Below are 25,000 nucleotides of genomic sequence, written 5' to 3'. Positions count from 1 at the left end.
GCAGGGCATCGCTTTTCGCAGGGCTTCAGATCATCGGATTTCTCCCATGCCTGCCTGCTAGCTACGAGGCGGCTTGACCCTTACCTCGACCGGACTTCCACCGGCTAGTTATGCCTAGCTTCGCTAGGCGCGCATCGATCACTAGGAACGCTATTTTCCTTAAAAAGTGAAAATCAGCGTTGGAATTCGCTTAGTTTCGCAAGATAACGCTTCTCATGCGCGATTTCATCGGAAAACTGGATTTTTAAAGAAAATAAGCACACAGGTGAGCGATAATTTCATAATCAAGGTGTCACCAAAAACCAGGCTTTTGGTGACACCGACTTCGTCTGTTAAGCGTACGTGATTTCATGCACGGTTTTCGCATCAAGCCGTTTCACGAGTTCGGTCACGAGACGAACCGCTTGAACGTAATCATCCGTGTTCAGCATTGAGGCGCCGGTATGCAAATACCGCGTCGGAACGGAGAGCGTGAGCGCCGGAACGCCGGCCGCCGTCAAATGAATCGCCCCGCCGTCAGTAAATCCGCCTTTAATCACGTCGTATTGGAAAGGAATGCCCATTTCATCGGCTAGGCCGGTGACAAAATCGCGCAACCCTTTATGGGAAATGAGTGTCGCTTCATACATGACGATTTGCGGACCCTTCCCGCATTTTCCCATCGCATCTTTCTCGCTGATGCCCGGAACATCGCCGGCTACGCCGGCGTCGACAGCAATACCGATATCCGGTCCAATCAACCGCGCCGACGTTTTTGCCCCCCTCGATCCCACTTCTTCTTGCACCGTTCCAACCCCGTACACGACATTCGGATGATCGACGCCTTGCAAGTTTTTCAATACGTCGATCGCAAGTGCACACCCAATCCGATTGTCCCACGCTTTATTGACAAGGTATTTCTCGTTTTTCATCACCGTGAACTGCGGTGCCAGCACGATCGAGTCGCCTGGACGGATACCGAACGCCTCGGCTTCCGCGCGGTCCTCCGCCCCGACGTCAATGAACATGTCCTCCATATTCGCCGCTTTCTTGCGTGCTTCCAAAGATAGTATGTGCGGCGGTTTCGAGCCGATCACGCCCGGCACTTCGCCATGATCGCTCGTCTGCACCACGACGCGCTGCGCAAGCATCACTTGCGACCACCATCCCCCGATCGTTTGAAACCGCAAATAGCCGTTTTCGTCGATTTGCGTCACCATAAACCCGACCTCGTCGAGATGTCCGGCGATCATGATTTTCGGCCCGTCGACCCGCCCTTTTTTTACCGCCACCAAGCTTCCGAGATTGTCCGTTTCCACGTGATCCACGTACGGTTCAATATATTTTCTCATCACTTCCCGCGCATCGCGTTCATTTCCGGAAACGCCGATCGCATCCGTCAAATCCTTTAACATTCGCATCTGGCTGTCCAAGACGATTCCCCTTTCCGTCGTATGTACGTACAAAACTTAGTATCCTTGTTCTTGTCTTTCGTGATTGGTCGCGTTTTTATCTTCGTAAGCCGATTGAATATCGACTCCGGAAAAACCGAGCTGCTCGCCGAGCATTAAGTAAGTTGAAAACAATACGTTGTAATGGTGTTCCGTCGGCGCGTTCCGGAATGCGGCAATGCGTTCGAACGTTCGCAAAAATGCCGAAACGAGCGTTTCCTCGCCCTCAACCGATTCAGGCTTCCAATCGTAAGCGAAAGAAAGACCGAGCGATAAAATAAAATGAAGGCCGTCCACGTACTCTTCCAAAATGACATTGCGATCCGAAGCTGGTTTCAAGCTCCAAAATTTGAAGCAGCGCGTTTCGTTCGCCAGTTCCCCAAGTTCCACTTGCAGAGCAAGCAGTTTTTCTTCCGTCGTGTCCACTTCTTTGAGCCCGTGTTCCCGCTCAATATGGTCGTCCAGTTTGGCTTGCATCTGCAACAACCGTTTTACGTCCAATCCGTTCATCCCTTGTCGTCCTTTCCGAAAGATTGTACATTCATTATAACATCGACCGAAACTTTTTACGTGCGGATTCGTAAGTATAGAGAATCGGGCATCTTTTTGTTCGTGTGAAGCTCATAAAATCGAGGTGACTTCCATTGATCGTATGGATGTTTCGTTTGCTGTTCTTGTCCGCCTTGGCCATCCTCGTATACAGCGCCTGGAAATACGCGAAAGATCCGAAACGCAAATGGGAAGCGGCCCGGCGGAAGAAACAATTCTCCATGCTGGACGACCCGAAAGATGCAAGGAAAAACATGTTTATCACTTATAAGGGCGTAGATTTTGAAGGAGAGAAGTATGTCGGGAACTCAGAGAACGCGTTCGTCGTCTCATCAATCATCATGCGAATCGTCGACGCGGGAAGCCTGTTCGGGTTGCAGCGAGAAGACTTTTATGCGATCGAAAAAGAAATTTACGCCATCTACCCGCATGCCGACATCGAATGGCAAAGCCCGGTCGACGATTTTTTAAAACATCGCTGAAATTTGGCCCAGCCCGTAAGGTTGCGAGAAAACACATAAGTCACTTCTGATTTTCCCTGACCCTTAACGTCCCGCTCGAAATGCGAACAACCGAAAGTTCCGATCCCCGATTTCCGATCAAATCAAAAAAGCCTTGCCTCAACGGTCTCCGTACGATTCCGTTTGAAGCAAGGTTGTTTGTAATGCGCTCGATACCTTTTCCGGCAGCGCTCCGTCAGGCTAAGAAGCCTTTTCGTAATGAAAAAAATCATCCCACTTTACGATCCATTCACGCTTCCGCAACAAGTAAAACAGAACGAAAAGGACCGCGAACACAACAAGGATCGTTTCCGGCGACAAACGGCCGATCCATTGGCCGCAAGCCGTATAAAAAAACGCGAGCGGGACGTTGGCGTAGAAAGAATGCTTCGTGTAGTCCTTAAAACCGGAAGCCGCTTCGATGATGCAGAGCGAAATGAGATGAAAGTGAACGAAAGGAATCAACCGCAAAATCGCCATTTGCCCGAAAGACAACGGACGACGGTTTCTGAACGCTTTCTTTTTCCACTTGCCGAGTTTCTTGAAAAAAGCCGGAGATCTTTTGAAAAAAAAATAAAAACAAATGCTGGCCAAGGTCAGTCCAATGACTGAATAAACCGTTCCGTACACCGCGCCAAAAAAAACGCCGCCGATCATGCAAATCAAACTGACCGGGACGAAGACAAATTGCCGGGCAAGATGAAGCAAGATAAAAGCGAATGGAGCAAACATCCCGCTCGTTTGCAAAAGATGGACGAACACCGCGGACACCTTATCCATCCGGAACGCCTCCTCTCGATCCTATAATATGACATAAGACGAGCCTTTATGACAGGACCGCGGTACCCAATCATAAGATCGCCGGACGATGTCATGCATAGAGCGCATAGAAAAACTGACTGGACCGTTCGTTAACAACCGGTCCAGTCAGCATTTCGTTCAAGGTTACGCGTTTAATTTTTCCTTTGCTTTGTTTGCCAGCTCAGCGAAAGCTTTTTCGTCGTGAACGGCAAGGTCGGCGAGCATTTTTCGGTTGATTTGTACGTCGGCTTGTTTTAACCCGTACATCAAACGGCTGTAGGAAATGCCGTTGTTGCGCGCCGCTGCGTTGATCCGCGCGATCCACAACTTACGGAAGTCGCGCTTGCGCTGGCGACGATCGCGGTAAGCGTACTGCATCGATTTAAATACTTGCTGTTGCGCTACTTTGAACAATTTATGCTTTGCGCCGAAATAGCCTCTTGCCAACTTCAGCACTTTTTTACGACGGCGTCTCGTTACATATCCACCTTTAACTCTTGGCATCGATCTAACCTCCTCTTAGCTGTTCAGCAATTCTTTAATGTTTTTCTCGTCACTTTTCGCCACAAGTGCACCATGACGATTGTTCCGCTTTTGTTTCGGCGATTTGTTTCTCAAGTAGTGGTTGGAATCGCGATGATTGCGCTTCACTTTTCCGCTTCCGGTCGTTTTGAAACGTTTCGCGGCCCCTTTGTGCGTTTTCATTTTCGGCATGTTTGTACCCTCCTATTCCGTTTGGCCAACTGCATTAATGATTGGCAGCCATGCTCATGTTAGTTGTCTTTGCTGTCGCTTGTCGGCGCAAGAATCAAAAACATGCTTCGTCCGTCCATTTTCGGCTTGTGCTCGATCTCGGAAAGATCATCACATTCTTTGGCCATGCGAAGCAATACGTCGCGTCCGATTTCCGAGTGTGTGATCATCCGTCCGCGGAAACGGATGCTCGCCTTCACTTTGTCGCCTTTCTCGAGAAACTTCCGCGCATTGCGCAGCTTTGTGTTGAAGTCGTGTTCCTCAATCTTCGGGCTTAGGCGAATTTCTTTAACGGTGATCGTTTTTTGTTTCTTCCGCGCTTCCTTATCTTTCTTTTGCTGTTCATAGCGGTATTTTCCGTAATCCATGATCCGGCAAACCGGCGGTTTTGCCTTAGGAGCCACCATGACGAGATCCAAGTTGGCGTTGCGCGCCATCTCGAGAGCCTCTCTTTTCGACTTGATTCCGACTTGATCACCGTTCGGTCCGATCAAACGGACCTCGCGGGCACGAATGCCCTCATTCACAATCATATCCTTACTAATTATAAGCCACCTCCGATTCGATGTTCACCGCTGTCTATCCGAACAAAAAAAGCGTGAGTGCATACAACACCCACACTTGTTCTATCGTACGATCGTTCGGTACCAGCCGACAACCGCGAAGGGCGTCAGTCAGGTGAGAAGCGGGTGCTTCTGCTTGGTTCAAGGATATTTAAATTCGTGTACAATCTTATCACGCGAGCATCGTAATGTCAAACCTGCACCGATTAGTTGTTTTCATCGCGAACCTTGCGACACCATCTTGACTGCCGCACCGACAGAACGACGTAATAAACCCACGCAGCCGCAGCGACCCCCCCGCATCCAGCGGACAACGTTCCTGCATGAACAAGCTTTGCCGCGAACAATGCGGTGAGGCTGAGTAAAAAAGTCGTGCCCGCAAACCGTTTGCCGCTCATGAACATTTCGTGCTTGTAACGTTCGCGTGTTTTTCGTTTTTCCCAATCGATGCGGCGGGAAGGCGCCAACAAAAAAGCTTGCAAGGAAGCCGGCAATTCCACGAGCGGTTTCGTCCAGTCTTTCACGTAATCGGCCGCCGTCTCACGCATGGAGTGGTGGCGATCCATCCATTTAAGCAAAACGGGACGTGCGCTTTCGACAAAATCGATTTCCGGAGTGACGCGATACAATACGCCGATTAACACGGATACCGCCCTGCCGAGAAAGGCAAATTCACTCGGCATTTGAATCGGTTGCCGATGGATGAATTCCGTGATTTCCGTTAAAATTTCTTCGAGCAACTCTTTGTTCATCATTTTGCCGGCACGGTTCCCGTAAAGATCCAGCAAAGTGCGAATGCCGTTCTCAAGCTCCCTTTCGTCTGCAGAAGCGAGCAGAAATCCGAGTTCATTCATCGCTTTGAACACTTTGCCGAAATCTTCGAAAAGCAGTCCTTGAATAAGGGAAACCATCGATTTTACGTCGGAGCGCCGGATGGTGCTCACCATCCCGAAATCGATTAAAATGAGCGTGCCGTCCGCTTGAACGAGCATGTTCCCGGGATGCGGGTCGGCATGAAATTTTCCGAGTTCGAGAATCTGTTTCAAAAAACATTCAATTACCGTGTTTACGAGCCGATCAGCATCGATACGGTACCTTTGCAAATAATCACGATCAGAAACGCGCGCACCGTCTACCCATTCCATGACGAGCACCATTTTCGTACTGTATTGTTCGTAACACCTCGGGATGTATACGGACTCATTTTCCGCAAACGCCTCCCGGAAATAGGCCGCATTCTCCAATTCTTTACGAAAATCGAGTTCCGCTTGCGTAACCTCGACGAGTTCACGAAACACACCGTCGATATTCATCTTTCTCCCGAACGAAGTCAAGCGTTTGATGAGCCAAACGACGATCCGAACCGCTTTAAAATCGATATGCATGATTTTTGCGACTTCCCGCCGCTGAATTTTCACCGCCACTTCCGATCCGTCGTACAAACGCCCTTTGTACACTTCCCCGATAGAAGCTGAAGCGACCGGCTGTTCACCGATTTCACTTAAGAGTTCACGGTAAGGACAATCCCATGAGCGTTCAAGCGTTTCTTTCGCCTCTTTCCACGGCAAAGACGGAACCTTGTCGACGAGCCCTTCGAGTTCGTCGATGAACGGCCGCGGAAGCAAGTCGGCCCGGGCGCTCATGAATTGACCGAGTTTAATCAACAACCCTTCCAGTTCAATCGCCGTATTTTTATACGTGACTGCTTGCCGCTTCATTAAATTTTCCCAGTCTGTCTCACTTTTCTCGTTCCAAATCCGATGACGCTTTTCGAACCAGATCACCTGAAACAAAAAAAGGACGGCCATCGAAACGATTTTGTAGATTCGGTAAAACGCATTCGTTTTCACGGCATGCCCCACCCTATGTTTTTTTTACTCCTTTCCCGCATTCAGACGCACGTAAACGAAAGAGCCGTATCCTTGGATACGACTCTCCTCTGATTCATACGATGCGATCATCGATTTCTTGCTTGATGTTTCCAACAAAATGCTCCAACGCCACGCTTTCCGATTTTTGTTCGCCGTATTTGCGGACGTTGACGGCGCCGCTTTCGATTTCTTGATCGCCGACAACGAGCATGTACGGGATTTTTTTCGTTTGCGCTTCGCGAATTTTATAGCCGATTTTTTCGTCGCGCTCGTCGACTTCCACGCGGACACCGGCATTCCTTAACTGTTCTTGCACCTTTCGGGCGTATTCGAGGTGCGCGCGGGCAGCGACTGGAATTACTTTTGCTTGAACAGGGGCGAGCCACGTCGGAAACGCTCCTTTGTATTCTTCGATCAAGAAAGCGACAAAGCGTTCCATCGTCGACACGACGCCGCGGTGAACGATGACCGGGCGATGTTCTTTCCCGTCCTCCCCGATGTAGGACAAATCGAATTGGTTTGCCATGTGGAAATCGAGCTGTACCGTCGAAAGCGTCTCGTCTTTGCCGAGCGCCGTACGGACTTGCACGTCAAGTTTCGGTCCGTAAAACGCCGCCTCGCCTTCGGCTTCCATGTAGTCTAGTTCGAGCATATCCATGGCTTCCTTCAGCATCGCTTGTGCCTTTTCCCACATTTCGTCGTTGTCGACGTATTTCTTCTTGTCAGCCGGATCGCGATAGGAGAGGCGGAAATAATAATCTTCAATGCCAAAATCGCGATACACTTTCTGGATCAGCTTCACGACATTGATGAACTCGTCCTTCATTTGATCCGGACGGCAGAAAATGTGCGAGTCATTGAGCGTCATCGAACGGACGCGCTGCAAACCGGCAAGCGCTCCCGACATTTCGTACCGGTACATCGTTCCGAGCTCGGCAATGCGAATCGGAAGCTCCCTGTAGCTGTGCAAATCGTTCTTGTACACCATCATGTGGTGCGGACAGTTCATCGGTCGCAGCACAAGCTCCTCATTATCCACTTTCATTACCGGATACATGTCATCTTGATAATGGTCCCAGTGGCCGCTTGTCTTGTACAATTCTACGTTTGCCAAATGAGTGGTATACACGTGGCGGTAGCCGAGCTGTTCTTCAAGATCGACAATGTAACGCTCGATGATGCGGCGAACCGTCGCCCCTTTTGGCAGCCAGATTGGCAACCCTTGCCCGATTTCCGGAGAGATTGCAAACAACTCCAACTGTTTGCCCAGTTTGCGGTGATCGCGCTCTTTCCGCTCCTCAAGTTCTTTCAAATGGTCGTCAAGCTGCGACTTTTTCGCGAACGCCGTACCGTAAATGCGCTGCAACATTTGGTTGTCGCTGTCCCCTCGCCAATACGCACCAGCAATGCTGAGCAATTTGAACGCTTTAATCCTCCCCGTCGAAGGCAAGTGCGGACCGCGGCACAAATCGAAAAATTCGCCTTGCTCATAAATCGTGACCGTTTCCCCTTCCGGAATCGCCTCGATCAGCTCAAGCTTCAACGGATCGCCGATTTTTTTGTACAACGCGACCGCTTCTTCCCGCGGCACCTCCTTGCGTTGGACCGGATAATTCGCGTCGATGATTTTCTTCATCTCTTTTTCAATTTTTTCGAGATCGTCCGGTGTCAGCGATTCCGGCATCTCAATGTCGTAATAAAAGCCTTCCTCAATGACCGGACCAACGCCGAGATGCACGTCGTTATACAGACGCTTAACTGCTTGCGCCATAACGTGCGTCGCCGTATGACGCATCACTTCCAGTCCGTCTTCGGAATCGAGTTTAATGATTTCGATCTTCCCGCTGTCCTCGAGCGGACGATGAAGATCGACGAGTTCACCGTTGAATTTCCCGGCAACCGCCTGCTTTTTCAATCCGGAACTGATTGATCCGGCGATTTCCGCCGTCGTCACTCCTCGGGGGAATGCTTTTACGGCACCGTCGGGAAACGTAATTTGCACTTGTTCGGACATCTCATTCACTCTCCTTTAAAAGAAATAAAACGCCCGCCCCGAAAGGGGCGAGCGTTGCTCGCGGTTCCACCCTGATTTCCTGCACAAGGATGATCCTTGTACGGCTCATGATCCAAATAACGGTTGTCCCGCCGACGGATACTGTCGTTTCCCCGCCGGAGTTCAAAGGGGGTGAGCTTGAATTCCGCGTTAGGAAGGTTGCAGCCTTGCCTTCCCTCTCTGAAAACCGGACCATCAAACCCTTGTCCTTATCATCACTTTTCCTATTGGGAGTATGTACGTTATTATAGAAAGTTTTGCGGAAAAAATCAAGAGTGAAAAGGCAAGGACAGTTCCGGGCGGACGACGAGACGTTCTTGAAACACGTTTTCAATTGTTTTCACCATGCCGGCCTGCAATTGTTCGGTATATAAATAAATCGTCTCCGGCGACAGAGCAATGAGGGTAATGAGCACCGACGGCTCGATTTCAACCCCCGCCCCTTGCCTCAAGATATTATGAAAACTTTCCCGCAGCGCTCGTTCGTTGATTCGCCGATAACATTCATCGTATAAAGCGAAGTCATTCTCATACACGAGATGAACTTCTCTGCAATGAAAAGGGCGTCCTCGCAGCAGGCGCCGGAACGTTTCGACGAAATTTTGATATTCTTGCTCCAATTTATATTCGTCGATCGCAACTTCAATGTACTGTTCGAGACAATCGCGATAACGTTTGAGCCGAAAAAGCAAAAACGAATCGTAATGAAACGCAGGCGATTGTTCGAGGAACTCGGCAAACGTCTGAACAAGAATGTCCCTTCTTGAAGAAAGATCTTTCAACCTTGGCAAATCCGGTTTTTCGCCTTGGATGATCGACTGGGCGATCTCAAGTATTTGTTGTTGTTCGTCAGGATCTTGATAATAAAAAGTGTTTTCGATTAGTTCCCGGAGCCAATCAACTTCTTTCGTGGCGATTACATAGTCCGTCAATACGACTGCAAGTTCGGAAACTTGGTTGGAATCGATATAAATGCGCGTTTCAGCAAGGCGAAAACATTTGTTGCGAATATTCGCGCAACGGGTAAGAAGGTTGTACAGCCCTTGAGCCGAAAACCGGTCCCCCATTTCCATGACAATCAAAATGACAGTCCTCCTCGTCCTATACCTAGTTGGTATACTATATGGGACTGTCATTTCAAACATGATTAATTTTTCCCTCATTTACCTGGCTCGGCGGTTGCTTCCGCCGACGGGTACAGCGATGGTCAAATGGCGAATCCGTTCCATGATGCGTTTCGCTTTCATATCGTCGACGGCGTCGTATTTTTGCGAATACGCCAGATGCGTTTCAAGTTCGTCATAATCCCAATTCGACGTGTAAAGCGTCGGCAGTTTCTCCATCATCCGATATTGCAAAACTGTACCGAGAACGTCATCGCGAATCCAAGGCGAAATCGTCTCGGCCCCGATGTCGTCGAGAATCAATACGGGAATTTTTTTTATGTAATCGATCTTCTCGTTTACGGTCTGGTTTTGGATCGACGTTTTCATATCGCGGAAAAAATCGGGCGTATAGACCATCAGCGAACGAACTTGTTTTTTGCGCGCCAAACTGTTTGCAGCGGCGCCAAGCAAATACGTTTTCCCAACACCGAACCTTCCGTGCAGATACAGTCCCTTCGCCGTTTTCCCCGGTTCAAATCGTTGCACATACGTTTTCACCGTTTGAACCGCTTGCAGCCGTTCACCTTCGCTAAGATCCAGCTTGTCCATGCTTGCCTCGGTGATTTCTCTTGGCACGTAGAGGCTGCGAAACATTTCCCGCTGCTCCCGAATTTCGTCGGCTTTACGCTTCAACGGGCACGCTTCATACCGAATCTCGATTTGTCCGTTATGCACATAGAGCCGGGGGTGAAAGCCTTTCATCACGTTCGGGCATTCGGTCAGCGTTGGACAGCGCTCGCAGTCGGACGACTGGCGAACGAACTCGTACAATTTTCCGATGCCTCGGTCCACCGCCGCATCGGAAAGCTCCGGATGCGCTTTTAAAAACGCCTTCACTTTTTCATTGCTTAAAACGCGGGTTTTCAAGTGCTCGTAACGCGAAGCAAAATCCGCCCCGCCCGCCATTTTCCGCAGCGCGTCGCCGATCGATTCCATCACCGGTTCCCCCCGATCTTTTTTATAACTGTTTCAATTCCTTTTCAAGCTGTTCGCGCAAAGAATCCCAATTCGGCCGCTCGTTATCTGTTTCCTTTTTGTTCTCTGTCATCCATTTTGGCAAAGGCCCCGAACGCTTCGGCTTGCGTGAAGCACCGCCTGTTGACGGCCGTTTTTGCCGCACCCAATCTTGGTATTTTCGATGCTCGCTTCTCGCCAAAGCCATCGCTTGCTCCACTGTGTTCACTTTTTTCCGCGCCCAATGGCTGGCAATTTTTTCGACGTAATTGCGATTCAATTTCATATCGTTTGTCGTCATCACGTAATCGATTAATACATTAACAACACCGGGCGGAAGCTTTTGCTCGAACATGATGCTCTCGACAATGCGCAAATCGGAAAGCGCAGGTTTGGCGCCGCCGGCGATTTGCTCAAGCAGTTCGGCGGGAGAATACGTTTCAAACGCACGTATAATCTTCTCTTCTTCGGTCTGAGGTACCTTGTTCGCCATCGTCTGATGGTTGAGCGGCTGCGTTCGGAAACTCAGCGAAGGAAGGGTATTGTCGTTCTCGAAAGCGTACCATTGTTCGACTTCTTTTCGAAGCCGTTCGATCTCCAACGCACCTCCCCCTTCTACAAACGCTCGTTCAATTCTTTTGCTCATTTCCATCGGGGTAATGTTGTAGACGAACGCCAGCTTGGCTGCCGCCTCTTTTACCGTTTCAGTGATCGCTTCCTTCGGCACAATCAACCCGGACAAATGCGTCATCATTTCTTCGAAATCGAACGCTTCGCTTGAAACGGAGACATGTTGGCCGCCTTTCCTGCTCAACCATTCCCTTTCTCCGTCCGGTTGAATAGCAGCGGAAATTTCGTGGGTCGGGACAAGCTCAGAATGCTTCACCGATTGAAACGCTTCGTCAAACGACGCCGTCACTTTCCGATACTGCCGGAAATTGGCCGCGGGAGCCGTGAACTGTCTCTTCAACGACCGATATTTATGCTCCCCGATGCGATTGAATAAATAGACGGAGAGAACGTCATTGTTAAAAAAATGCTCGGGATCCAGCGGCGGTTCCAATTCGTACAAGTAGCTGCGTCCTTCTTCATCTTCTTTCACGAATGTATTGAGCAAAGACAAGCCCTCGAGCTTTTTTCGTTCATAAAAAATCGAGCGAAGATTCAGCTGCATGACGGCCATCAATTGGTGGTGCGTCGTTTGCGCTCCCCAAAGCTCGTCTTCGTTCACTTCGCTCCAAAGCGTCATGTACAAACTATAAGCGCCCGCGCCCATCAACGGCTGGTATAAGCGCGTCAATACCTTCCTGTCGAAATCGTGAAGGACACCGTTCAAGCGGACCGTGTACCGGTCGACGGGCAATATCGACTTCCAATGCTCGCTCATCGCAATCCCCTTTGCTTCAGAAACGGAAAAGGACTTTTCGAGAAGTCCTTTTCTTACGAATTTGCGCGTTTCAACAGCTCTCTCAATTCTTGGATGAACACGTTGATGTCTTTGAATTGCCGATAGACAGAAGCAAATCGAACGTAGGCGACTTCGTCCACTTCTGCCAAGCGATTCATGACCATTTCGCCGATTTCCGCGCTTTTCACTTCAGATTGACCGTCGTTGCGCAGTTCCGTTTCCACTTCACTGACAATGTTCTCCAGTACTTCGAGCGGAACCGGGCGTTTCTCACAAGCGCGAATCAGTCCGCGCAACACCTTTTCGCGGCTGAACTCCTCACGCATTCCTTCTTTCTTAACGACGACGAGCGGCGACTGTTCCACCGTTTCAAACGTCGTAAACCGAAAATGGCACGATTCGCATTCCCTGCGACGGCGAATCGTCTGTCCTTCATTCACGTGACGCGAATCAAGAACCCTGCTGCCGGTATGCTGGCAATTCGGACAACGCATCTCTTTCCACCCCGTTACTAGTTTTCGCCGGTACCGATATATTCAAACGATCGGGCGAGCGATTCGTACAAGGAGGCCATGATCTTTCGGCCGAATCCGAAATCCATTCCTCTTTTTGCAGTTACCGTAAAATCTACGGCTGTGCGAAACGGTCGAACCATGATGACGGATACGACCAAATAATACAGCTTCTTTCCGTGCACGTTGACCGTAATTTCCCCTCGTTCGGCAGACTGTGCGACGACCTCAAATCTCTCGTTCTCGTTGAAAATACGGTTCAATTCTTTCATCATTCGGTCTTTCGTCGTTTTATAGTAGTGCGTGCGCAATTCAGCTTCCACATGATGTTCGGCCGTTTCAACATGTCCGCTGAAAAGCTGCGAAAGCTTTGATTTAACCGACACTGTACCCCCACCTGTCTTAATTGCCGCAAGGACAACTTTCCTAGTTTAGGATATCAAGATTACAGGCGGAATTCAACGAAAAAATGAGAACGGCACGGTCAGCCGTTCTCATTATTTGCCATTATGGCGATGGAGAAGTATTTCTTACGCCGCGTTTCAACTCCGTTCGCTCTGTATCTTGACATTCCAATGCCTCTGCGATGAAATCGATGGCCGCATGCGGAGATACTTTCTCCCCGCACGTATAAACGTCGATGCTCGCATACCCGTGCTCGGGAAAACTGTGTATCGTCAAATGGGATTCGGATATAATGACGACACCGCTTACGCCTTGCGGGGCGAATTTGTGAAACGTCACTTCCCGCACCTCGGCACCTGCTTTCAACGCCGCTTGCACCATCGTTCGTTCAACGAAACCGATGTCGTTTAATTTGTCTTCGTCGCAATTCCACAGTTCGGCGATAACATGCGTACCGAAAACCTCCATGCCTTTCCCCCGTTACCTTCGATTCTATTTTATACCGTAAGTATAAAGGTTCGGAGGACCGACTGCAATCGTTTAAGAGGCGTGCACTTTCACTTTGGCGGCAATATGGCCGGCGATGAATCCGGCGAGGTCCACCACCCGGCAAGAATACCCCCACTCATTGTCGTACCAAGCGAGCACTTTCACTTTCCGTTCACCAATCACTTGCGTCGACAATGCGTCAATGATCGATGAACGTTCATCGCCATTGAAGTCGATCGAAACAAGCGGTTCGTCTGTATACCCGAGTATCCCTTTTAACGGGCCTGTCGAAGCTTTTCTGAACTCGCGGTTGATTTGTTCCGCACTTGCGGTTTGTTTCAAATCCACGACAAGGTCAATGAGCGAAACGTTCGGAGTCGGAATTCTGAGCGCCATGCCGGTCAGCTTTCCTTCGAGATGAGGCAATACTTTCGAGATCGCCTGAGCCGCTCCAGTCGTCGTCGGGATGATCGATTGTCCGCAAGCCCGCGCCCTGCGCAAATCTTTATGCGGGTTGTCGATGTTTTTCTGGTCGTTCGTATAAGAATGAACAGTCGTCATCATCCCGTTTTCGATGCCGAAACGATCATCGAGCACTTTCACGATCGGCGCAAGACAATTCGTCGTGCAAGAAGCATTGGAAATGACGGCATGTTTTTGATTGTCGTATTCATTTTCATTAACGCCCATGACGATCGTTACGTCTTCCTGTTTACCTGGAGCCGTAATGATCACCTTTTCGGCACCCGCCCGCAAATGGCCGGCGGCCGCTTCACGATCGCGGAATTTTCCGGTCGCTTCAATTACCAGATGTACGCCAAGTTCCCTCCACGGCAACTGTTCCGGGTCGCGGGAATTGACGATGCGAATCCGTTTACCGTCAATGATCAAGGCATCCTCTTCCGCTCTTACTTCACCGTTATAAGGGCCGTGGATGCTGTCATACTTTACGAGGTGCGCCAACGTATCCGAAGGATATCTCGCGTTGATCGCAACGACGTCCAATCTGTGATCGGTCATGGCTTTGCGTAAGACCATTCTTCCTATTCTTCCGAAACCGTTTATTGCCGTTTTCGCCTGCATGGCCAATCTCCCTTCACCATATATGTCACACTAATATCCGATTAATTCGTAATTAGTATAACATATTTCAACAAGAAGAAAAGCGTGAACAACCTTTTTCCCGAAAAAAAAAATCCCCGAACCGCTAGGCCCGAAGATTCCAGGATCTCAAGATTTCGATCAATTGGGATTTCGTTTCCTCAACCGTGCCGTTATTGTCAATGACAGCATCGGCCAACTTTTTTTTATCACGCAGCGGAATTTGCGCGCGAATGCGGCTCAGCGCCTCTTCTTCCGTCGAGCCGTCACGCTTCCGCAGTCTTTTTAACTGTACGACTTCGTCGACATAAACGAGCAGCACCTTGTCCACGGTCTTCGTCAACCGGCTTTCGAAAAGCAATGGGATATCGAGTACGACGGCAGGAACTTGTTTGCGCCGATACCGGTCTTTCTCCGCGTTCATCTTCTTGCGAACTTCCGGATGAACAATCGCATTCAACGCTTTCCGCTGCATATCATTGTTAAAAATAACCGCACCGAGCTGCTTCCGGTCAACTGTTCCGTCGCTGTGCAACACGCCTTCGCCAAAATGGGCAACGATCTTTTCGTACGCCGCTTCCCCCGGCTCGACCACTTCCCTCGCGTAATGATCGGCATCAATCACCGGAAAGCCCAAATCCTCGAGCATCCGGCTCACCGTGCTTTTTCCGCTCGCAATGCCTCCGGTCAATCCAATCTCGAGCATGCGTTCACTCCCCCGCCTTCTGGCATCTCCGACAATAATGCGTGCCGCGGCCGGCAACCACCTGTTTTTCAATCAACGTTCCGCATTGCAAACAAGGTTCACCGCGTCTTGCGTAGACGAATAAAGACTGCTGAAACATGCCCATATCACCTTGGCTGTTCACATACGAACGAATCGTGCTTCCTCCTTGCGAAACGGCTTCACGCAAGATCTCCCGAATTGCACGATGGAGCCGCTTGACTTCCGCCGCACTAAGCGAATCGGCGCGGCGCTCAGGGTGGACTTTAGCGCGAAACAGCGATTCGTCGGCGTATATGTTGCCGACACCGACGACTACTGTTTGATCCAGAATAACCGCCTTTATGTTTCGTTTCGTTCTCGATAAGCGATCTTGCAAATACCGCGATGTGAACGCACGTCCGAGCGGTTCGGGACCAAGCTGATTGAGCGGCAGCGAGAATTCTTCCGTACCTTTCGGAAACAAATGCATCGTCCCGAATTTGCGCACGTCACGATAGCGAAGTTCGCTGCCGTCGGTAAACTTGAAAATGACGTGCGTATGTTTGTCCACCGGGTCAGCTTGCTCACACAACAAGTAACGTCCTTCCATTCGCAAATGGGAAACGAGAACAAGATCATCGAAAATCAGCTTCAAAAACTTCCCGCGCCTGGCGGTCGCCTGTACCGTCCGGCCGATCAATTCGAGCCGAAAAACTTCAACATCATCCGGCTTTTTCACGATTTTCGGCCAAAGTACTTGAACGTCTTCCACCGTTTTGCCGACAATGAGCCCGGCTAGTGTTTTTCTGACCGTTTCCACTTCTGGCAACTCGGGCATCCCGGTACACCCCTCACAACACGAACCCGCGGCAACCGTTCGATTTCGCAGGCAATTCGTTTATTTCGCGTCATACCACGTTGGTCCGAAAGCGTAATCGACCTTCAATGGAACTTTCAGCTCGACTGCATGTTCCATCACGTCGGGCACGACTTGTTTTAATTTCGCAATCTCTTCTTTCGGCGCTTCGAAAATCAATTCGTCATGCACCTGCAAAAGCATTCGCGTCTCAAGCTTCTCTTCACGCAGCCGTCCGTGCATGTCGACCATCGCTTTCTTAATAATGTCCGCTGCACTTCCTTGGATCGGCGTATTCATCGCCGTCCGTTCCGCAAAGCTGCGACGGTTGAAATTCCGGCTCGCAATTTCAGGCAAATAGCGGCGCCGGTTCAGCATCGTCGTCACATAGCCGTCACGTTTCGCCATTATCACGATATCATCCATATACTGTTTCACTTTTGGATAACTGGCGAAATACCGTTCGATAAACTCCGCCGCTTCTTTGCGCGTAATGCCGAGATTTTGCGACAATCCGTAATCGCTGATTCCGTAGACGATTCCAAAGTTGACCGCCTTTGCCTGGCGCCTCATGTTTGACGTCACTTCATCTTCCGAAACCCCGAAAACGTCCATTGCCGTTTTCGTATGCACGTCCATCTCTTTTCGGAACGCGTCCATTAAATTTTCGTCTTCGGCCATATGGGCCAGCACGCGAAGCTCGATTTGCGAGTAGTCGGCAGCAAACATGAGCCAGTCCGGTTCCGAAGGAATGAACGCTTGGCGGATTTTCCGCCCTTCCTCAAGGCGGATCGGGATGTTTTGCAAGTTCGGGTCAACGGAACTGAGGCGCCCGGTTTGCGCCAACACTTGATTGAAGCGCGTATGAATCTTCGATTCATCTTTGTGGACGACCTTCAGCAATCCTTCGATGTACGTCGACTCGAGTTTGCCAAGTTGCCGGTACAATAAAATTTTCGGAATGATTTCGTGTTTGTCATGCAGCTTATCAAGCACGTCAGCAGACGTTGAATATCCCGTCTTCGTTTTTTTGACGACCGGCAAGCCAAGCTTTTCGAACAATACTTCTCCAAGCTGTTTCGGAGAGTTAATGTTGAACGGTTCTCCGGCCAATTCATGAATTTCCTTCTCAACATCGGCCAAGCGCGATTTCAGCTCTTCCCCCATCTGTTCAAGCCTTACGACATCTACTTTGACGCCGATCGACTCCATTTCACCGAGAACGACCGAAAGCGGCATCTCCAGTTCGGCAAACAGCTCGTACTGATCGTTTTCTTTCAATTCTTTCGTAAATTGTTCTTTCAGGCGAAGCAATACACCTGCTTTCCTGACGAGATGTTCCGCCAATGACTCCGAGTCGGGCACATGCTGTTTCGCACCTTTCCCATAGACCGACTCATCGGAAGCAACGTTCTTCAAACCGGCACGATGCGCGATTTCCGGCAAATCCGCATTCGATTCCGAAGGATTCAACAAATAAGAGGCGATTTGCACATCGAAAGTGCATCCCGCCAATTCCAGCCCTTCTTGCCGCAATGAGACGACGGCCTGTTTCGCGCTGAATACGATCTTTTCGCAATGGTCGTTCTCTACCCAACGCTTGAACGTTTCCGAACCGAGTGCGGTTTCTTTGTCAAAAAAATAACGCCCGTTCTCGTTCGCGATTGCAAAGCCGAGAATGTCTTCGGTGTGATAGTTTTCATTCATCACCTCGACGATCAGTGCCGCCGGAGAAAGCAGATGTTCTTCTCGAATCGCTTCGACCTGCTCGAACTCGATGTCGTTCATTTCTTCATTCTCTTGCCCCGGCGCTTGCACGCCGAGCCTGTCGAGCAACGACTTGAATCCAAGCTCCTTGAACAGGCGGGCGGCTTTATCGGAAATGCCGTCGCGATAGGCAAGATCGTCCAGTGAAACGTCGATCGGCGCTTCCTTCTCAATGACCGCGAGTTTCTTGCTCATCTTCGCCTGTTCCCGGTGCTCTTCGAGCTTTTCTTTCAGTTTTTTTCCGGAAACTTCGCCGATGGCTTCGAGCAGCTTTTCAAGGGAACCGAATTGCCCAAGCAATTTTAACGCCGTTTTCTCGCCTACGCCGGGAACCCCCGGGATGTTGTCGGAATTGTCGCCCATCAAGCCTTTCATGTCGGTGATCTTTTCCGGGCTGAACCCGTATCGCTCTTTCACGCGATCAAGATCATACGTTTCCACGTCGGTAATGCCCTTTTTCGTCAAAGATACGTGAACGTGCTCGTCGACAAGTTGCAGCAAATCCTTGTCTCCGGTGTAAATCTTTACGTACCATCCGTTTTCTTGTCCTTGCTTCGCGAGCGTACCGATGATGTCGTCCGCTTCATATTGATCCTTCTCATAACGAGCGATGTTCATCGCATCGAGTAATTCATGGATGTACGGCAGCTGCTCGGACAGCTCCGGAGGCGTCTTCATGCGTCCGCCCTTGTATTCTTTGAATGTTTTATGCCGAAACGTCGTCTTGCCGGCATCGAAAGCGACAAGCAAATGCTCCGGCTTTTCATCTTCCAATATTTTCAACAACATTTGTGTGAAACCGTAAACGGCATTCGTGTAAATGCCTTTATCATTTGTCAACAACGGCAAGGCAAAAAAAGCGCGGAATGCAATGCTGTTGCCGTCGACCAAAATGAGTTTTTCCAATCGGTTTTCCCCCTTCAAACGCGTCTGTGGCTTCCCCTCCCATTTTATCATAAAAACAAACGTTCGTTCAGGATGACCGAAAATGACGTTCCTTCACCCGGGACGCTGTTCACTTCGATCCGTCCGCCGTGCGCTTCCGTCAAATGCTTCACAATCGCCAGACCGAGTCCCGTGCCCCCGGACATGCGGCTGCGCGCGCGGTCGACCCGGTAAAACCTTTCGAAGATTCGCGGGACTTGTTCCGGATCGATGCCGATGCCGTTATCTCTCACGGTTACTTTCACCTCGCCGTTCGATTGATCCAGGGAGACAGAAACTACACTTTCTTCCGGAGAATAATTGATCGCGTTTTCGATAATGTTTATAAAAATTTGCTGCAAACGGTACGGATCGCCGTCCAAGTGTACTTCTCCGGGGGAGTCGAAACGAAGGCCGATTTGTTTCTTTTTCGCTTTCTCTTCAAGCACGAGGAAGATGTCTTCAATGATTTCGTTTACATCTACCCATTGCCAATCGAGCCGGAATTTCTCGTCTTCGATTTTCGACAGTTCCAATAAATCGTGGATGAGCGCTTGCAGTCGCTCACTCTCTTTCCAGATGATCGTTAAAAACTTCTTGCGTATTTCTGGATTCTCAGCCGCTTCTTCTTCAAGCAGCGTCTCCGCAAAGCCCCGCAACGAAGTCACTGGTGTTTTCAGTTCATGGGAAACATTGGCGACGAAATCTTTCCTCATTTGCTCGAGCTTTTTCAGTTCTGTGATGTCGTGGAACACGACGACCGTTCCTTCGGAGCGGCGATAGCCGCGTTGGATCGGTGCGCAGTAAATATGGAAATGATGCCGTACGATGCCGATTGGAAGCACGATCGTGTCGCGAATGGCTGTTTCTTCCACGACTGCTTGCGCGATCAGCTGAACAGTGGACTCGTCAGAAAAGAGTCGTTCGAAATGTTTGCCGAACCAATCGTCTTTCGTTAATTGAAAGACCGATTGAAACGTTTGGTTCGCCATTCGCACGTATCCGTCCACATCAATGAACAAAAACGAACTCCCGATGTTTTCGATGAGCGTTTGCAACTGGTCTTGCTGCGTTTCGAACGACCGTTTCATGTTTTGTAAATGAGCGGCCAGGTCATTCAACTGACCGTTTAGCCGCGCAATGGTCTCGTTCCCGTACACGTGCGCATGCATGTTGAAATTTTCTTTTCGCAATTCATGGATCATCTGTTCTGTTTCTCGCAGCGGCGACAAGAAATGGCTCATGACAGCGTAAGAGCCAATCGCAAAAAAGAACAAAACTGCAGCGAAAACGATCGCCGTCGTCATCCAACCGGTAGATCCTGTTGCAATGATGACAGCCGCTGCAGTAAAAAGAAAGAATAATATCGTAAGAAGTAAGACATTCAATTGAAACGCATAACGATTCACTCGGTCCCGCCTCCTGCGTGAGGTTGTTCGAGTTTATAGCCGAGTCCGCGAATCGTTTTGATGTATTTCGGCCGACGTGTGTTTTCTTCGATTTTTTCACGCAAATGGCTGACGTGAACATCAACGATTCTCGTATCTCCCATAAACTCGTAATTCCACACCGCGTTCAACAGCTGCTCCCGCGACATGACTTTCCCTTTGTTTCTCATTAAATAAAGGAGCAATTCGAATTCCTTCGGCGTCAATTCCATTACATCGTTTTTGAAATAGGCTTCATATTTTTCAGGAAAAACTTTAAGATCGGCTAACTCCAACGTCTTATGGCTGTCGGCGGAATGGTCTTCTCCCGTGTTATTCGAGCGTCTGAGCACGGCTTTCACTCTGGCGACGACTTCGCGCGGACTGAACGGCTTTGTAATGTAATCGTCGGCCCCGAGTTCAAGGCCGAGAATTTTATCGAATTCTTCGTCTTTTGCCGTGATCATGATGACCGGCATCGTTAACTGGGCATCCCGCAATTGCCGGCATACCTCAAGCCCGTCCATGCGCGGCAGCATCAAATCAAGCAGGATCAAGCCCGGCGTCTCCGCTTTCGCAAGTTTCACTGCTTGCTCACCGTCCGTGCACAATACAACCTCAAATCCGGATTGAAGCAAGTGATATTCCAACAACGTAAGAATCGAAACTTCGTCGTCGACGACCATTATCTTTTCGCCCAACTCGTCACGCTCCGTTCTAGTCACCTTTGTCGTCTTTTATCTTACTACTTTTTCTGTCGGGCGAAAAGTTGGACGGCTATTGCGGCGCTTCCAGCTTATAACCGAAACCGCGCACGGTCTTGATGTACCCCGGATTCTTTTTGTCCGTTTCGAATTTCTCGCGCAAATGGCTGACATGAACGTCCACAATTCGAGTATCCCCGGTATAATCGAACGCCCAAATCGCGTTGAGCAGCTGTTCCCTCGATAGAACCCTCCCTTTGTTTTCCGCGAGATAAACAAGCAGCTCGAACTGTTTCGGTGTTAAATCAACGATTTCCCCGTTCATGAATACTTCATAACGAAGCGGATAAATCTCCATATCTCCGATCTTCATGACCGTTTCTTCTTCCTCGTCGCGTTCGCTGCGGTCGGAAAACACATGGGATCTGCGCAAAACGGCTTTTACGCGCGCCACGACTTCCCTCGGGCTGAAAGGTTTCGTGATGTAGTCGTCGGCCCCGAGTTCAAGACCGAGCACCTTGTCAAATTCATCGTCTTTCGCGGTCAACATGATGATCGGCAACCGTTTGTTTTGCCGCCGCAATTGCTTGCATACTTCCAATCCGTCCATTTTCGGCAACATCAAATCCAGGAGCACGAGGTCCGGTTGCTGTTTCTCGGCAAGTTCCATTCCTTTTTCTCCGTCGGTAGCCGATGCCACGTCAAATCCCGCTTTCGAAAGATTGTATTCGAGCAAGGTAATGATCGACGCTTCGTCTTCCACTACCAAAATCGTCTGCCCCATGTCGCGCCTCCTCTGTTGAATGACTTCACAAACGCTCAATCATTAAGCTCGTAATGTTTACCTTTAACGAGATATATGACGTTTTCCGCAATGTTCGTCGAGTGATCCGCGATCCGTTCGATGTACCGACAAATGAAGGACAGTTGCGTGATTTGCGGCATCATATCCGGTTGCTGTGAAGCAAGCTCGAGCAGTTCTTTTATGAGCCTCCCGTACATCATGTCCACTTGGTCGTCCGTTTCCGCCAATTTTCTCGCCAATTCGGCGTTTTCTTCAACATAAGCTTTCAAGCCGTCGGCCAGCATTCCGAACGCGATTTCCCCCATTTCCGGGATGTCTTTTAACGGTTTGATGAACGGCTTTTCACCGATGCGAATGGTCGACTTCGCGATGTTCACCGCCAAATCTCCTACTCTTTCGAGATCGGTAGAGATTTTAATGGCGACGATAATTCTTCTTAAATCGGAAGCGACCGGCTGTTGCTTAGCAATCATCCAAATGGCGCGGTCGTTAATGTCTTCCTCTTGTGCATTGATTTTCGTATCGTTTTCAATCACTTCGAGCGAACTTTCAATATCTTGCTTGATCAAAGCCTGCATGGCTTTTTTCGCCGCCGATTCGCTTGCATGACCGAAAGCGAGCAATGATTTTTTCAATTGTACGAGTTCCGCTTGGAAATTTTCGCGTGCTGCCATCAATACATTCCTCCCATGCTTTTGTTTGCTTATCCGAACCGGCCGGAAATGTAATCGTCGGTCCGCGGATCTGAAGGATTCGAGAACATTCGGTTCGTCTCCGCTTTTTCTACGACTTCCCCGTTCAGGAAAAAGGCCGTTTCGTCCGATACTCTCGCCGCCTGCTGCATGTTATGGGTTACAATAATAATCGTATAGTGATTTCGCAATTCGGCGATAAGTTCTTCGACTTTCAACGTCGAAATCGGATCAAGCGCAGACGTCGGTTCATCCATGAGCAAGACGTCCGGATGGATCGCCAAACTTCTGGCAATGCAAACGCGTTGTTGCTGACCGCCCGATAACCCGATTGCGCTTGCCCCGAGGCGGTCTTTTACCTCATCCCAAATCGCTGCCCTTCTCAAGCTTCTTTCAACGATTTCATTTAGTTGTTTCTTGCTTTTTAATCCACGCAATCTCGGGCCGTACGCAATATTATCGTAGATCGACTTCGGGAACGGATTCGGTTTCTGGAACACCATCCCGACCCGGTGCCGCAAATCCTCGAGCGGCAAATCTTTGCCGAAAATGCTCTTTTCGCGGTAGCGGACGTCCCCTTCGATGCGAACGGACGGTGTCATTTCAACCATGCGATTAAGTGTCTTCAAAAACGTCGACTTTCCGCAGCCAGACGGTCCGATGACGGCAGTGACACCGTTTTCGTTGATCCGCATATGGATATTTTGCAACGCATGGTTTTTTCCGTACCATAGATTCAGGTTTTGAATGTCGTAAATGGCGGTCTTCGTTTGTTCTGCGGTTGTCAATCCAATTCCCTCCGTTTTAGCCGAATTGGCCGGAAATGTATGCTTCGGTCCTCTCGTGAGAAGGATTCGTGAAAATTTTCGACGTGTCGTCATACTCAATAAGTTCTCCTTGATAGAAGAACGCCGTTTCGTCAGCAATTCGCGAAGCTTGCTGCATGTTGTGGGTGACGATGATGATCGTATAATCATTTTTCAGTTTTAATAAAAGGTCTTCGATTTTCGCGTTCGAAATTGGATCAAGCGCCGACGCCGGTTCGTCCAACAGCAGGACATTCGGTTCGAGTGTCAGCGACCTCGCGATGCAAAGCCGTTGCTGCTGCCCCCCGGACAACGATAATGCCGAATCATCCAAGCGGTCTTTCACCTCGTCCCAGAGCGCCGCATCTCGTAAACTTCTCTCGACTTTCGCAGCCAATGTTTTTTTATTCTTGATGCCGTAAAACTTTAATGCATGCGTCAAGTTATTGTAAATCGATTTCGGGAACGGGTTCGGTTTTTGAAAAACCATGCCGATTTCTTTGCGAAGGGCAGCAACGTCGATCGTTGCGTTAAGAAGATTGACGTCATCATATAAAATTTCCCCGGTGCACCGCGCGGACGGAATCGTATCGTTCATCCGATTGATCGTTCGCAAAAACGTCGATTTCCCGCAGCCGGACGGCCCGATCAACGCCGTTATCGCGTTTTTTTTGATCGGCATCGATACGTTTTTCACTGCGTGATTATTACCGTAGTAAACATTCAGCTGTTGAATGTTGAGACTCAGTTTTTCTTGGAGGCTGCCTTCAAAAGAAGGCTCGCATTGATGATTTGCGCATTCGGACACCTGTCTCACCTTCCTTCATTATCGCTTTCCGTAAAATCTGCGTTGGATCAAACTTCCGACTCCGCGGGCAAACAAATTGAACAACAGAACGACGATGACGAGCACTGCCGCCGATCCGCTTGCCACTTCGCGTACGTCCGGAATGATACCTACCGTGTTGACCGACCAAATGTGCACGGACAATGTTTCCGCCGAGCGAAAGATGTTCAGCGGAGAGTCGGGGGAAAACGGATTCCAATTCGTGAAATCCAAATCAGGACTCGAAAGGCCGGCGGTGAACAGCAAGGCTGCCGACTCGCCGAATACGCGTCCGGCTGCCAAAATGATCCCGGTCAAAATGCCCGGAAATGCCGCTGGGAGCAATACGGTCTTAACCGTATGCCATTTCGTCACGCCGAGTGCCAGACTCGCTTCTTTTTGCTCGACATCGACCGAACGCAAAGCATCCTCGCTCACCCTGACGATGACAGGCAAATTGAACACTGTCAGCGCAAGCGCGCCGGCCAAAATCGAATATCCCCAATTGAAATAATTGACGAAAACGAGCAAGCCGAACATCCCGACGACAATCGAAGGAAGAGAAGCGAGCACTTCCACACACGAACGAATAAATGCCGTTGTTTTATTCGGTTTCGCATATTCGGCAAGATAAATGCCCCCGGCCATGCCGAGAGGCACGGAAAAAATCATCGTTATGATAAGGACGTAAAAAGAATTCCAAAGCTGGTTTTTAATGCCTCCGCCGGCTTGGAATGAACTCGAATCCGACGTTAAAAATTGCAGGTCGACGTAACTCAACCCTTGATACAAAATATAGCCGAGCAACGCCGCGAGCGTTCCCGCCATCGCTGCCGCACATAAAACAATAACAACAGTTGCCAGCCGGTCAGCCAATCTTACGTTCATCATTGTTTCCCCCTTGCTATTCACAAACGTGACATATGGTTCTT

At 49.6% G+C, this 25,000-nt stretch carries 26 protein-coding genes and 1 other annotated feature; of the genes, 1 reads left to right on the top strand and 25 read right to left on the bottom strand.

Translation table 11 applies throughout. The annotated features are described in order from the left end of the window. Positions 1–332: 332 nt before the first annotated feature. Both VFK44_05565 and VFK44_05560 read right to left on the bottom strand, forming a co-directional pair. The gene (locus VFK44_05565; GenBank protein HET7627841.1) at positions 333–1,400 is read right to left on the bottom strand and encodes a M42 family metallopeptidase; all 1,068 of its coding nucleotides are present in this window, start codon (positions 1,398–1,400) and stop codon (positions 333–335) included. 48 nt (positions 1,401–1,448) lie between these two features. Continuing rightward, the gene (locus VFK44_05560) at positions 1,449–1,940 is read right to left on the bottom strand and encodes a dUTP diphosphatase (protein ID HET7627840.1); all 492 of its coding nucleotides are present in this window, start codon (positions 1,938–1,940) and stop codon (positions 1,449–1,451) included. A gap of 134 nt (positions 1,941–2,074) precedes the next feature. Here VFK44_05560 and VFK44_05555 point away from each other — a divergent pair, with 134 nt between their 5' ends. Continuing rightward, a complete protein-coding gene (locus VFK44_05555) occupies positions 2,075–2,461 on the top strand; it encodes a sigma-w pathway protein ysdB (GenBank protein HET7627839.1) in 387 nt (128 codons plus the stop codon). A gap of 219 nt (positions 2,462–2,680) precedes the next feature. On the opposite strand, the gene VFK44_05550 is transcribed toward VFK44_05555, so the two are convergent. The 23 genes from VFK44_05550 to pstA all read right to left on the bottom strand — a co-directional run bounded on the left by VFK44_05550 (position 2,681) and on the right by pstA (position 24,956). After that, on the bottom strand, positions 2,681–3,259 hold the full coding sequence (locus tag VFK44_05550; GenBank protein HET7627838.1) for a VTT domain-containing protein: 579 nt from the start codon (positions 3,257–3,259) through the stop codon (positions 2,681–2,683). A 165-nt stretch (positions 3,260–3,424) separates the two neighbouring features. Continuing rightward, positions 3,425–3,784 (bottom strand): 50S ribosomal protein L20, encoded by a 360-nt coding sequence (gene rplT, locus VFK44_05545; protein ID HET7627837.1) that lies wholly within the window; start codon positions 3,782–3,784, stop codon positions 3,425–3,427. Between the two features lie 15 nt (positions 3,785–3,799). Beyond that, the gene (gene rpmI, locus VFK44_05540) at positions 3,800–3,994 is read right to left on the bottom strand and encodes a 50S ribosomal protein L35 (protein ID HET7627836.1); all 195 of its coding nucleotides are present in this window, start codon (positions 3,992–3,994) and stop codon (positions 3,800–3,802) included. 59 nt (positions 3,995–4,053) lie between these two features. Further along, entirely contained in the window at positions 4,054–4,566 is a 513-nt protein-coding gene (gene infC, locus VFK44_05535; GenBank protein ID HET7627835.1) for a translation initiation factor IF-3, read from the bottom strand. A 51-nt stretch (positions 4,567–4,617) separates the two neighbouring features. Beyond that, positions 4,618–4,740 (bottom strand) — a sequence feature (ribosomal protein L20 leader region). A gap of 62 nt (positions 4,741–4,802) precedes the next feature. Beyond that, positions 4,803–6,446, bottom strand: coding sequence for an AarF/UbiB family protein (locus tag VFK44_05530; GenBank protein ID HET7627834.1), 1,644 nt, complete (start codon positions 6,444–6,446; stop codon positions 4,803–4,805). A gap of 94 nt (positions 6,447–6,540) precedes the next feature. After that, complete coding sequence (gene thrS, locus VFK44_05525) at positions 6,541–8,481, bottom strand: threonine--tRNA ligase (protein ID HET7627833.1); 1,941 nt, start codon at positions 8,479–8,481, stop codon at positions 6,541–6,543. A gap of 308 nt (positions 8,482–8,789) precedes the next feature. Continuing rightward, on the bottom strand, positions 8,790–9,593 hold the full coding sequence (gene ytxC / locus VFK44_05520; GenBank protein ID HET7627832.1) for a putative sporulation protein YtxC: 804 nt from the start codon (positions 9,591–9,593) through the stop codon (positions 8,790–8,792). Between the two features lie 90 nt (positions 9,594–9,683). Further along, a complete protein-coding gene (gene dnaI / locus VFK44_05515) occupies positions 9,684–10,622 on the bottom strand; it encodes a primosomal protein DnaI (protein HET7627831.1) in 939 nt (312 codons plus the stop codon). Positions 10,623–10,644: 22 nt separating this feature from the next. Beyond that, on the bottom strand, positions 10,645–12,027 hold the full coding sequence (locus tag VFK44_05510) for a replication initiation and membrane attachment family protein (GenBank protein HET7627830.1): 1,383 nt from the start codon (positions 12,025–12,027) through the stop codon (positions 10,645–10,647). 53 nt (positions 12,028–12,080) lie between these two features. Further along, positions 12,081–12,542, bottom strand: coding sequence for a transcriptional regulator NrdR (nrdR, locus tag VFK44_05505; GenBank protein ID HET7627829.1), 462 nt, complete (start codon positions 12,540–12,542; stop codon positions 12,081–12,083). A gap of 17 nt (positions 12,543–12,559) precedes the next feature. Then, positions 12,560–12,946 carry a cytosolic protein gene (locus VFK44_05500; protein ID HET7627828.1) on the bottom strand — a complete coding sequence of 129 codons (387 nt, stop codon included), beginning with the start codon at positions 12,944–12,946 and terminating at the stop codon, positions 12,560–12,562. Positions 12,947–13,067: 121 nt separating this feature from the next. Continuing rightward, positions 13,068–13,433 carry an adenosylmethionine decarboxylase gene (speD, locus tag VFK44_05495; GenBank protein ID HET7627827.1) on the bottom strand — a complete coding sequence of 122 codons (366 nt, stop codon included), beginning with the start codon at positions 13,431–13,433 and terminating at the stop codon, positions 13,068–13,070. Between the two features lie 72 nt (positions 13,434–13,505). Further along, positions 13,506–14,537, bottom strand: a complete 1,032-nt coding sequence (locus VFK44_05490) for a glyceraldehyde-3-phosphate dehydrogenase (protein HET7627826.1) — start codon at positions 14,535–14,537, stop codon at positions 13,506–13,508. A 124-nt stretch (positions 14,538–14,661) separates the two neighbouring features. Next, entirely contained in the window at positions 14,662–15,261 is a 600-nt protein-coding gene (gene coaE / locus VFK44_05485) for a dephospho-CoA kinase (protein ID HET7627825.1), read from the bottom strand. A 4-nt stretch (positions 15,262–15,265) separates the two neighbouring features. After that, the gene (gene mutM / locus VFK44_05480; protein ID HET7627824.1) at positions 15,266–16,099 is read right to left on the bottom strand and encodes a DNA-formamidopyrimidine glycosylase; all 834 of its coding nucleotides are present in this window, start codon (positions 16,097–16,099) and stop codon (positions 15,266–15,268) included. Positions 16,100–16,159: 60 nt separating this feature from the next. Then, positions 16,160–18,841 carry a DNA polymerase I gene (gene polA, locus VFK44_05475; protein ID HET7627823.1) on the bottom strand — a complete coding sequence of 894 codons (2,682 nt, stop codon included), beginning with the start codon at positions 18,839–18,841 and terminating at the stop codon, positions 16,160–16,162. Then, positions 18,838–20,217, bottom strand: a complete 1,380-nt coding sequence (locus tag VFK44_05470) for an ATP-binding protein (GenBank protein HET7627822.1) — start codon at positions 20,215–20,217, stop codon at positions 18,838–18,840. Before VFK44_05470 ends, polA begins: the two co-directional genes overlap by 4 nt. Continuing rightward, entirely contained in the window at positions 20,214–20,936 is a 723-nt protein-coding gene (locus VFK44_05465) for a response regulator transcription factor (GenBank protein ID HET7627821.1), read from the bottom strand. The genes VFK44_05470 and VFK44_05465 overlap by 4 nt, the downstream gene beginning before the upstream one ends. A gap of 76 nt (positions 20,937–21,012) precedes the next feature. After that, positions 21,013–21,723, bottom strand: coding sequence for a response regulator transcription factor (locus VFK44_05460; protein ID HET7627820.1), 711 nt, complete (start codon positions 21,721–21,723; stop codon positions 21,013–21,015). A 35-nt stretch (positions 21,724–21,758) separates the two neighbouring features. Further along, entirely contained in the window at positions 21,759–22,418 is a 660-nt protein-coding gene (gene phoU / locus VFK44_05455; protein HET7627819.1) for a phosphate signaling complex protein PhoU, read from the bottom strand. A gap of 29 nt (positions 22,419–22,447) precedes the next feature. Beyond that, positions 22,448–23,224, bottom strand: coding sequence for a phosphate ABC transporter ATP-binding protein PstB (gene pstB / locus VFK44_05450; protein HET7627818.1), 777 nt, complete (start codon positions 23,222–23,224; stop codon positions 22,448–22,450). A gap of 16 nt (positions 23,225–23,240) precedes the next feature. After that, positions 23,241–23,990: a phosphate ABC transporter ATP-binding protein PstB gene (pstB, locus tag VFK44_05445; protein HET7627817.1), complete on the bottom strand. Its 750-nt coding sequence runs from the start codon at positions 23,988–23,990 to the stop codon at positions 23,241–23,243. Positions 23,991–24,068: 78 nt separating this feature from the next. After that, positions 24,069–24,956, bottom strand: coding sequence for a phosphate ABC transporter permease PstA (gene pstA, locus VFK44_05440; GenBank protein HET7627816.1), 888 nt, complete (start codon positions 24,954–24,956; stop codon positions 24,069–24,071). Positions 24,957–25,000: the final 44 nt, after the last annotated feature.

The sequence above is a fragment of the Bacillales bacterium genome, assembly GCA_035700025.1.
Lineage (GTDB): Bacteria > Bacillota > Bacilli > Bacillales > DASSOY01 > DASSOY01.
Note: the sequence above shows the minus strand (reverse complement) of the source record. Positions and strands in the feature narration are given on the sequence as shown.

What these genes read in the sequence shown, in the direction of transcription:
- VFK44_05565 (HET7627841.1), bottom strand. Translation starts at nt 1,400, where the DNA reads ATGCGAATGTTAAAGGATTTGACGGATGCGATCGGCGTTTCCGGAAAT.
- VFK44_05560 (HET7627840.1), bottom strand. Translation starts at nt 1,940, where the DNA reads ATGAACGGATTGGACGTAAAACGGTTGTTGCAGATGCAAGCCAAACTG.
- VFK44_05550 (HET7627838.1), bottom strand. Translation starts at nt 3,259, where the DNA reads ATGGATAAGGTGTCCGCGGTGTTCGTCCATCTTTTGCAAACGAGCGGG.
- rplT (HET7627837.1), bottom strand. Translation starts at nt 3,784, where the DNA reads ATGCCAAGAGTTAAAGGTGGATATGTAACGAGACGCCGTCGTAAAAAA.
- rpmI (HET7627836.1), bottom strand. Translation starts at nt 3,994, where the DNA reads ATGCCGAAAATGAAAACGCACAAAGGGGCCGCGAAACGTTTCAAAACG.
- infC (HET7627835.1), bottom strand. Translation starts at nt 4,566, where the DNA reads ATGATTGTGAATGAGGGCATTCGTGCCCGCGAGGTCCGTTTGATCGGA.
- thrS (HET7627833.1), bottom strand. Translation starts at nt 8,481, where the DNA reads ATGTCCGAACAAGTGCAAATTACGTTTCCCGACGGTGCCGTAAAAGCA.
- ytxC (HET7627832.1), bottom strand. Translation starts at nt 9,593, where the DNA reads ATGGAAATGGGGGACCGGTTTTCGGCTCAAGGGCTGTACAACCTTCTT.
- dnaI (HET7627831.1), bottom strand. Translation starts at nt 10,622, where the DNA reads ATGGAATCGATCGGCGACGCGCTGCGGAAAATGGCGGGCGGGGCGGAT.
- VFK44_05510 (HET7627830.1), bottom strand. Translation starts at nt 12,027, where the DNA reads ATGAGCGAGCATTGGAAGTCGATATTGCCCGTCGACCGGTACACGGTC.
- nrdR (HET7627829.1), bottom strand. Translation starts at nt 12,542, where the DNA reads ATGCGTTGTCCGAATTGCCAGCATACCGGCAGCAGGGTTCTTGATTCG.
- speD (HET7627827.1), bottom strand. Translation starts at nt 13,433, where the DNA reads ATGGAGGTTTTCGGTACGCATGTTATCGCCGAACTGTGGAATTGCGAC.
- VFK44_05490 (HET7627826.1), bottom strand. Translation starts at nt 14,537, where the DNA reads ATGCAGGCGAAAACGGCAATAAACGGTTTCGGAAGAATAGGAAGAATG.
- coaE (HET7627825.1), bottom strand. Translation starts at nt 15,261, where the DNA reads ATGCTCGAGATTGGATTGACCGGAGGCATTGCGAGCGGAAAAAGCACG.
- mutM (HET7627824.1), bottom strand. Translation starts at nt 16,099, where the DNA reads ATGCCCGAGTTGCCAGAAGTGGAAACGGTCAGAAAAACACTAGCCGGG.
- polA (HET7627823.1), bottom strand. Translation starts at nt 18,841, where the DNA reads ATGATAAAATGGGAGGGGAAGCCACAGACGCGTTTGAAGGGGGAAAAC.
- VFK44_05460 (HET7627820.1), bottom strand. Translation starts at nt 21,723, where the DNA reads ATGGGGCAGACGATTTTGGTAGTGGAAGACGAAGCGTCGATCATTACC.
- phoU (HET7627819.1), bottom strand. Translation starts at nt 22,418, where the DNA reads ATGGCAGCACGCGAAAATTTCCAAGCGGAACTCGTACAATTGAAAAAA.
- pstA (HET7627816.1), bottom strand. Translation starts at nt 24,956, where the DNA reads ATGAACGTAAGATTGGCTGACCGGCTGGCAACTGTTGTTATTGTTTTA.